Source organism: Sphingopyxis sp. BSNA05 (assembly GCF_013265645.1).
GTDB lineage: Bacteria > Pseudomonadota > Alphaproteobacteria > Sphingomonadales > Sphingomonadaceae > Parasphingorhabdus.
Map to the genome: position 1 here is coordinate 1 of NZ_PYIA01000068.1, position 8,304 is coordinate 8,304.

General features: G+C 57.9%; 9 protein-coding genes and 1 pseudogene. 7 read left to right on the forward strand and 3 right to left on the reverse strand.

The features are described from left to right. The 5 genes from C8024_RS07615 to C8024_RS07635 form a co-directional block, all read left to right on the forward strand. Nucleotides 1-507 (forward strand): formate dehydrogenase accessory sulfurtransferase FdhD (locus C8024_RS07615; protein WP_173203873.1); only part of this gene is annotated, 507 nt, incomplete at its 5' end. A 54-nt stretch (nucleotides 508-561) separates the two neighbouring features. Further along, nucleotides 562-1,044: an aminopeptidase P family N-terminal domain-containing protein gene (locus tag C8024_RS21255; protein WP_173203875.1), complete on the forward strand. Its 483-nt coding sequence runs from the start codon at nucleotides 562-564 to the stop codon at nucleotides 1,042-1,044. Then, a complete protein-coding gene (locus tag C8024_RS21260) occupies nucleotides 1,044-1,721 on the forward strand; it encodes a Xaa-Pro peptidase family protein (RefSeq protein ID WP_173203877.1) in 678 nt (225 codons plus the stop codon). The genes C8024_RS21255 and C8024_RS21260 overlap by 1 nt, the downstream gene beginning before the upstream one ends. A gap of 80 nt (nucleotides 1,722-1,801) precedes the next feature. Next, complete coding sequence (locus tag C8024_RS07630) at nucleotides 1,802-2,248, forward strand: hypothetical protein (RefSeq protein ID WP_173203879.1); 447 nt, start codon at nucleotides 1,802-1,804, stop codon at nucleotides 2,246-2,248. A gap of 239 nt (nucleotides 2,249-2,487) precedes the next feature. After that, nucleotides 2,488-4,389, forward strand: coding sequence for an EAL domain-containing protein (locus C8024_RS07635; RefSeq protein WP_206169922.1), 1,902 nt, complete (start codon nucleotides 2,488-2,490; stop codon nucleotides 4,387-4,389). A gap of 69 nt (nucleotides 4,390-4,458) precedes the next feature. Here C8024_RS07635 and C8024_RS07640 read toward each other — a convergent pair whose 3' ends face one another. After that, nucleotides 4,459-5,409 carry a LysR family transcriptional regulator gene (locus C8024_RS07640; protein ID WP_173203881.1) on the reverse strand — a complete coding sequence of 317 codons (951 nt, stop codon included), beginning with the start codon at nucleotides 5,407-5,409 and terminating at the stop codon, nucleotides 4,459-4,461. Between the two features lie 121 nt (nucleotides 5,410-5,530). Between C8024_RS07640 and C8024_RS21265 the strand changes: the two genes are divergently transcribed. Next, nucleotides 5,531-5,866 (forward strand): SDR family NAD(P)-dependent oxidoreductase, encoded by a 336-nt coding sequence (locus C8024_RS21265; RefSeq protein WP_254305696.1) that lies wholly within the window; start codon nucleotides 5,531-5,533, stop codon nucleotides 5,864-5,866. Then, nucleotides 5,863-6,318 carry an SDR family NAD(P)-dependent oxidoreductase gene (locus C8024_RS21270; protein ID WP_367947219.1) on the forward strand — a complete coding sequence of 152 codons (456 nt, stop codon included), beginning with the start codon at nucleotides 5,863-5,865 and terminating at the stop codon, nucleotides 6,316-6,318. The genes C8024_RS21265 and C8024_RS21270 overlap by 4 nt, the downstream gene beginning before the upstream one ends. A gap of 312 nt (nucleotides 6,319-6,630) precedes the next feature. On the opposite strand, the gene C8024_RS07650 is transcribed toward C8024_RS21270, so the two are convergent. Together C8024_RS07650 and C8024_RS07655 are read right to left on the reverse strand one after the other, a co-directional pair. Continuing rightward, the gene (locus C8024_RS07650; RefSeq protein ID WP_173203883.1) at nucleotides 6,631-7,050 is read right to left on the reverse strand and encodes a 2OG-Fe(II) oxygenase; all 420 of its coding nucleotides are present in this window, start codon (nucleotides 7,048-7,050) and stop codon (nucleotides 6,631-6,633) included. Between the two features lie 203 nt (nucleotides 7,051-7,253). Then, nucleotides 7,254-8,304 (reverse strand): annotated as a pseudogene (locus C8024_RS07655) (hypothetical protein); the annotation flags it as partial.

Here is an 8,304-nt window from a genome sequence, read left to right on the forward strand (position 1 = left end):
AGCAGACGCGGTTTCGAACGGGCGCGCACCCGTGTTGCCGAAAGCAGCTGCGGCCTCTGCGGGCTGGAGAATCTCGAACTGGTTGCCCAGCCTTTGCCGAAGGTCAGCCCGCATCAACCGATCAGCAAAGACTATGTCTTCAGCGCACTAGCCGCCTTGCATGACCACCAGCCGCTCAACAAGGCCACCGGCGGCGTCCACGCTGTGGTCTGGGTCGACGAAACCGGCGCCATTGCATGCGTCCGCGAGGATGTCGGCCGCCACAACGCGCTCGACAAATTGATCGGCGCAATAGCCCGCGATGACCGGTCGCTATCGACCGGCTTTGTCCTGACAACATCGCGGTGCAGCTACGAGATTGTCGAGAAATCGGTGATCGCCGGCGCCACCACGCTGGTGACCATCTCTGTCCCGACCAGCATCGCCATCGAACGCGCGCGATCCTGCGGTCTGACGCTGATATCGCTGGCTCGCGACGACAGCTATCTCGACTATAGTGGTGGCTGAGGTCTAAAGGTCACATTATATCAGAGGCGAGCCGCCCCTTTTGGAGATTTGACCATGACCATAATATCGCGACCGCTATCGATCGGCAATGCCGAACGCGATCAGCGGCTGGACAGGTTGCGCAGCGCCATGGCGACAGGCGGCATTGATGCGACCCTCATCACGCCGGGCAGCAATATGCGCTATTTCTTCGCCGAGCCTTTTTACGAAAGTGAACGCTTCGTCGGCGTGCTGGTCACGGCAGACCGCAATATCTTCATCTGCCCGAAATTCGAGGAATCGGCGATCCGGGCGAAATTCCCGATGGCCTCGGAAATGGCCTTCTGGGAGGAGCATGAAAGCCCCTTCGCGCTGATCGCTTCTCTATTGGCGGATCACGGCTGCCAGCGATGCGCGCTCGATCCGGAATGTTCCTACGGCCATGCCGCGCGCCTGATCGATGCCGTGGCACAACTTGAGAAGCCGGTGATCCACGGCTCTGCCGCTTCGATCATCGCGCCGCTGCGCGCCAAAAATCACAAGCCGAAATCGACCTGATGATCGCGGCCATGCAGCTCACGCTCTCCGTCCATCAGACGGTCTTCGAGTGGATCAAGCCGGGCATGAAAGCCAGCGCAGTCATCGCCGAAATCGACCGCCTGCACCGCGCCGGTGGCGCCGATGACGGCAACAGCTTTTGCGCCGTTCAATTTGGCGAAGCGACGTCCCACCCGCACGGCGTACCGGGCGACCCGGCGCTGCAGGAGGGCGAGTTAATCCTGATCGACACCGGCTGCACCATCGACGGCTATAATAGCGACATCACCCGCACCTATGCCCTTTCCAAACTGGACAGCGGGATCGAGAGGCTGTGGAACGTGGAAAAACAGGCCCAGCAAGCCGCCTTTGACCGCGCCGCCATCGGCACGCCCTGCGAAGATGTCGATCAGGCCGCCCGCGATGTCCTGATCAGCCATGGTCTGGGCCCCGACTATGACCTTCCGGGACTCCCTCATCGCACCGGCCACGGTATCGGTCTCGACATCCACGAAGGCCCCTATTTGGTGAAAGGCGATGCGACGCCGCTGGCGGCCGGCATGTGCTTTTCCAACGAACCGATGATCGTGGTGCCCGGCGTATATGGCATCCGGCTGGAAGATCATTTCTACATGATGGAAGCGGGGCCGGAGTGGTTTACCCGGCCGCAGGCGGATATTTACCGGCCGTTCGGCTAGAGTGACATTGTCATCAACTGCGCGTTCCGAAACAAAAGAGCCGTGGTGATCGGGCATAAATATGCGAGGGATACTCAACGATGCGCTATTTTCTTGATACGGAATTCAATGGCTTTTGCGGTGACCTGATTTCGATCGCACTGGTGCCCGAAGACGATGGGCGGGCGCCCTTTTATGCGGCGATCGAATGTTCCAGTCCGACGCCCTGGGTGGTCGAGCATATCATGCCCGTGCTGGATATAGAGCCGATGTCGCGCAGCGATGTCGCCGACCGGTTCGCCGACTATCTGGGCGATGATCCGGAACCGCAACTGGTTGCGGACTGGCCGGAAGATATCGCCCATGCGGCGCGGTTGCTGGTTATCGGTCCCGGCCTGATGAAGCCGGTGCGCAATATCCGTTTTCATCTGGTCGACGCCGAACTTGTCAGTTCCGGCGAAGGCAGCGCGGTACCGCATAATGCCTATCAGGATGCGCTCCGGCTGCGCGCCGATGTGCTCGCCTATGAAAAACGGTTGGCGGGCTAGATGACCGTCAGCCCGTCAACTGACCATCATTCTCCAGATGCATATATTGGCCGCCGCTCGCACCCTCTGTAATATCGCTGGCCGGCCGGATGAATTTCTCGCAATTCGCGTCTTAATCCGCAGGCCGTCCTGCCGTAAATCTTCGTGTAAAGGTCCGCTTCGGAAATATTTCATCTTCTGTTTACTCCGATCCGGTAAATTTGAACTGAGTCATTCCCGAGTAAAAAGGAAATCGCCGGTTGCTGCTGTTCCAAAACAAGATTCTCGAGATGATCGCTACGGGTGTCTCGCTGGATGTTACGGTGGAACGGCTGTGTCTGGAGCTCGAGCTTTTGCTGCCCGATATCGCCTGTTCGGTATTGCGGGTCGAGGATAACGGAACCATCTATCCGCTGGCTGCACCCAGTCTGCCCGAGAAATTTTCCGAACTGATCCATGGTCTGATGATCGGCCCCAATGTCGGGTCCTGCGGCAGCGCGGCCTATCTGGGTGAGGCGGTGGTTGTTACCGATATCGAAAATGACGCGCGCTGGTCGGCGTTCAAGGAACATGTCCTGCCCTCCGGCTTCAAGGCCTGCTGGTCGGTGCCAATCTATAATTCGGAAGGCGTGGTATTCGGTACCTTCGCGCTATATTTCAAGCAAAAGCGGATGCCGCGGGCGCGCGAAAAACAGCTGGTCAGCGCCAGTATCCATCTTTGCGCAATTGCGCTGGAACGGCACGACCGGATGCTCCAGCGCGAACGCCGGGCCTCGATCGACGCGCTGACCGACCTGCCGAACAGGTCGGGCTTTGACGCGGCCTTGAGCCGTCTGTCCTGCGAGGAACCGGGCACATGGGCCCTGCTGGTGGTCGATGTCGACAATCTCAAGATGATCAACGACACTTTCGGGCATCAGGCCGGAGACGAACTGCTGAAGAGTGTGGCGCAGCGGATCAGGTCCAGCGTGCTTCCCGACCATGCATTCCGGCTCGGCGGAGACGAATTTGCGATCATCCTGCAGGAAAGCGGGGCGGTCGCCGATCTCAGCGGAACGGCTTCTCGCATATTGGACGCGATCGGTGTGGTTACCAGCTGCTGCGGTCATATGATCCAGCCGCGCGCTACGATCGGCGGTGCAGCACTTTCGCCGGGCGAACATGACGCCGAAACGGTCCACCGCCATGCCGATTTTGCGCTCTATCATGCCAAGGAAACCGGCCGTGGCGGCTTTGTCCGATATTGGCCCGGTATCGGTACGGCGATCAAACGCCGGATCGAAGTGATCCAGGATGTCGATGTCGCGCTCGATGAAGGCCGGATAGAGGCCTATTACCAGCCGCTCGTCCGGCTTGATAGTGGCGAGATCGTTGGCATGGAAGCGCTTTGCCGGCTGCGCAAGCCGGGGGGCCATATTGTTTCGGCAGGGGCCTTCCACCAGGCCACTACCGACGTCGACGTTGCCGCCAAGCTGACCGAGGGCATGCTGGCGCTGGTGGCTGCCGATGTCCGGTCCTGGCTCGAATGCGGGATTCCCTTCCAGCATGTGGGGATCAATATCTCGTCCGCCGATTTTCACAGCGGTACGCTCTACGACCGGATCAAGACAGCCTTTGGCCGGGAAAATGTGCCGCTGAAACATGTCGTGCTGGAGGTGACGGAATCGGTCTATCTCGGGCAAAACGATCCGGTTGTCGCGCAGGAGATCAAGGCGCTGCGGGCCCATGGCCTGCGCGTGGCGCTGGACGATTTCGGCACCGGATTTGCTTCGCTTACCCATTTGCTGACGGTGCCGGTGGATATCATCAAGATCGACAGGTCTTTCGTCAGCCAGTTGCGCCCTGGCGACAGGGGGCTGGCAATTATCGAAGGCCTGCTCAGCATTGCTCGCAAGCTTGACATCCGGGTGATCGCCGAGGGTATCGAGACCGAAGATCAGGCCAGTCTGCTGGAAGCAATGGGCTGCAAACTGGGGCAGGGCTATCTCTATTCCGCCGCTGTTCCGCGCGAAAGCGCGACCGAACTGCTGCTCGAACACGCGCAACAGATTCAGGTGGGAAGGCGGGAGCCGATATTTGGCCTGCCGACGCGCACCGCTGCTGGCCGGGTCACGTCGGATGATGATCAACTGCCGAAAAAGGGCCTGAGGGCCGTGTCCTGAGATATTGGCCGCGGCGGCAGCCACCGTGCGATAGATCTCGAACGCAGACGCTATAAGTCTGGCTATGATTTAAGAATGGCTTCCGGACCAGTAAGAATCGTCCGCCCCAACGCCAGTAGGGCGCATCCCTCCTGACTGAACTGCCTTCTCAACGATGAAATCGATGAAAACACGGATTCGGGAGGCCAGCTCGGTTTGTCGATAAAAGACCGCGCTGACCTCTTGCCAAACCGGAATCGTGTGTTCGTCCAAGACCGGGATCAACCGGCCCTGCCGCTGATCTTCGTGAGTCATGAAGTCGGCAAGACAGGCGATACCCTGTCCATGCAAGGCGAGTTGTCTGATCGTTTCACCACTCGACGCTTTGGTTCGGGGATCAACCTTCCATTGGGCCCCCTTTGCCGATTTCAGCGGCCAGCTGTTCAGGCTCTCCGGTCGGGTGAAACCGATCAGATCATGCTGATCCAGTTCCTCGACCGTTTGCGGTGCATTTCTGCGAGACATATAATCCGGACTGGCCAGCAAGCGGAGCTGCGACACGCCGAGCAACCTCGCGTGAAGCCCGGAATCCTTCAGGGCGCCGATACGCAAAGCGACGTCGGTGCGCTGCTCGATCAGATCGATATTGCCTTCGCTGCTGGTCAGCTCAAGCTCGATCTGCGGATATTTTTGGCAGAAAAGGGGAATGTGCGGGACAACGCAATGCAGCATAAACGGCGAGGCCGCATCGACGCGCAGACGCCCGGAGGGTGTTCCGTCACGATCCTTGAGGAGATCTTCCGCCGATTTCATCTCGCTTAACACCAGCCGAGATTTCTCGAGGAAAAAGATACCTTCCTCCGTCAATTGCTGCCGTCTGGTCGTGCGGGCCAGCAAGGTTACACCAAGCTTTTCCTCGAGCCTTGCCAGGGTCCGGCTTATACTGGACGGATTCTGGCCGAGCATTTGCGCAGCCAGGCCAACCTGACCGCAATCGACGACCGTGACGAAGGTCAGGAGTTCGTGAGAGTTTATCTGCATAATTGCATATAAGGCAATTATTTAATGTTTATAAGCCTCTTTATGCGCAACAATCCATATTCCATATCCGATGGATCACCAGCGGGAACCCATTCCGCAAGAAATGGAAAAGAGATATAAGATGAACTTGGACCTCAACGATAAAACCGCATTGGTTACGGCTTCAACCGGAGGGATCGGTCTGGAGATAGCGCGCTCGCTCGCCGCTGAAGGGGCGACCGTTATAGTCAATGGCCGAACGCAGGCGAGCGTCGACACGGCGATCCAGTCGATAAGACAGGATGTTTCCGACGCCAAATTGAACGAACTTGTGGCCGACAACGGAACGCCCGACGGATGTCAGACAACCATCACGAAATTTGCGGAAGTGGATATCCTGATCAACAATCTCGGCATTTACGAGGCTGTCGGCTTTTTGACGAGACCGACGAGTCCTGGCAACGGTTGTTCGACGTGAATATCATGAGCGGCGTGAGACTGACCCGTCACTATCTGCAAGCCATGCTTGCCAGAAACGCTGGCAAAGTGCTGTTTATGTCCAGCGAATCCGCATTGAACCCGGCGCCGGAAATGGCCCATTACAGCGCGACAAAGACTATGCAATTATCGCTATCCAGAAGCCTGGCCGAGCTAACCAAAGGCACGAATGTGACGGTCAATTCGGTGCTGCCGGGATCAACCCGCACAGAAGGCGTCGAAAAATTTGTTCAGGATGTTTTTCCGGACTTGCCATATGATCAGGCAGAGAAGAAGTTCATGCAGGAAAATCGGGCAACATCCTTGATCGAGCGCCTGATCGATCCTCAAGAAATCGCCTCCCTTGTTACCTATCTCTGCAGCCCCAAGTCATCAGCCATAAATGGTGCGGCTTTGCGTGTAGATGGCGGAATTGTCCGGGCAATATCATGACCGGCAAGGCTTGGAATATGACAAACAGGCGTTGTCATATTTCAAGCGTCTCCCGTAAAGACGGCAAAAGGCGCTGGCCTATCAAAAGCTCATGAAGGAGTTGCCGGCAAATGATCTAGCGCTTTGTCTCAAATCTGGCATGCCCCTCGATGACCGCAATATCGCAGTCGTTCTACATGCACTATTTGATCGATTCAGATTGGCAAATCCTGGGTGGCAAAGGGTCATCAATATATGTCACCGAGAATGACGGCTTCATTCCGAAAGCGGCAGAAATTTGTTCATGATGCTCATGGCGCGGCGGCAGGCATGTCACCGCCATTTTGGCCCTTCGAACCAGGCAACGAGCGATTTTCGAATGCCTTTGGTGACCGGCGTTACGCGGTGAGTCACATAGCTGGGAAATACCAGCACAGCCCCCTTCTGGCGGACGTTCGCCGGGTTTTGGCACTCGCTAAATTCAAAATCGCCGCCTTCATATTCGTGCGAATCGCTCAATTGCACGATGATGCTGATTTTGCGGTCAAAGGCTCGGTCAGTTTTGTAGATGACGTCCCTGTGCCATTCGTAACCGCCCTTCTTCTCGCCATGATATTCGGTAAACTGCAAGGCAGCGACGTTGCACACATCAACACCGAACGCGGCGCGATTGGCCTCCATGACGTACCAGTATAGCTGGTCCCGTAGCCAATATTGCTCGTTCAGCCAGCAGATCTTGCTCCTGCGATGCAAACTCTGATCCTCGCCTGTGTTCAGGGAAATTCCGTCCTTAAGATTTTTTCGGCAGCGAGTCTTTCGATCTGCGCGATGGACTTGTCTGGAAAGCCTTCTTGCCACATTTGCCACAATTGTCTCATTTCAAAGCCCTTTTGCGAAAAGGAGGTGGCTGCCTCCGGGCTACGGATATCATCATCCGTAGCCCGGAGACGCCTCGACTATCTCGCGAAACGGAACCGGACGGCACCGGTCGTTTTGCTGCCACCATGGCCTACGGTAAGGCCGACGCTCCAGTTTTCATCAGCCCGTATGGCAATGGCACCGCCAAAACCGACTTTTTCTCCGTAAAGACTAAAGCCGCCGCTGAGGGCAAAGCTTTCGTCCTTGCCAAGCGTGACGTTGGGCAGGGCGACGACTGCTGCAAGGCCGCCATTCAGTTCCTCGATCGCTTTGGTATTGGCGGCCAAAACTGCGCCCATCTGGTCAATCTGCTGGCTCAGCGATTCCACCCGTTGCCGATTGTTCAATATCTCAACCGCGTTCTGGGTGATTGCCGTCCGGTTGATCTGGATGTCCGCACTATTCTGCGTGATCAGCTGGGTGTTGAGATTGATGCCGTCCACAATCGTCGGGCCGCTGACAACCACTGCGGCGAACGGACGGGCCACACCACTGGCGGTGGTGAATGGTGCCGCATCCGTGCTCGGTGGACCGAATGCCAAAGCTGATCCAATCGCCTCAGCGGCATTCGGGTCCTGAAGAACCTGAATATCCGCGACATTGCCAACGCTGTTGTTTATGGCGCCGATGCTGCCCTGGACATTTGCGATGGCCTGCGTGTTCGCATCGATTGCCGATGTAATGACTTGCATCTGCGCCGGCGAAACTCCGCTGTCTCCGGGAGGACCAGCAGGGCCAGCCGGGCCGGTTGCACCGTCCTTGCCATCGGCACCATCTTTGCCATCGACGCCATCTTTGCCGTCAGCGCCAGCGGGACCCTGTGGACCCTCAGCACCGTCCTGACCGTCTTTGCCGTCGGCGCCGTCTTGGCCGTCCTTGCCATCTTCACCGTCAGAACCATCTTTGCCTGCTGGCCCCTCGGCACCGTCAGCGCCATCGGCCCCGGCAGGACCTGCGGGACCCGTTGCTCCGACCGGACCGGCTGGCCCGACGGCGCCATCCGCGCCCGCCGGACCGGTCGCACCGGTTGCTCCGGTCGCACCATCGGCTCCAGGAGCACCGGTGTCGCCTTTTGGTCCGGCAGCGCCG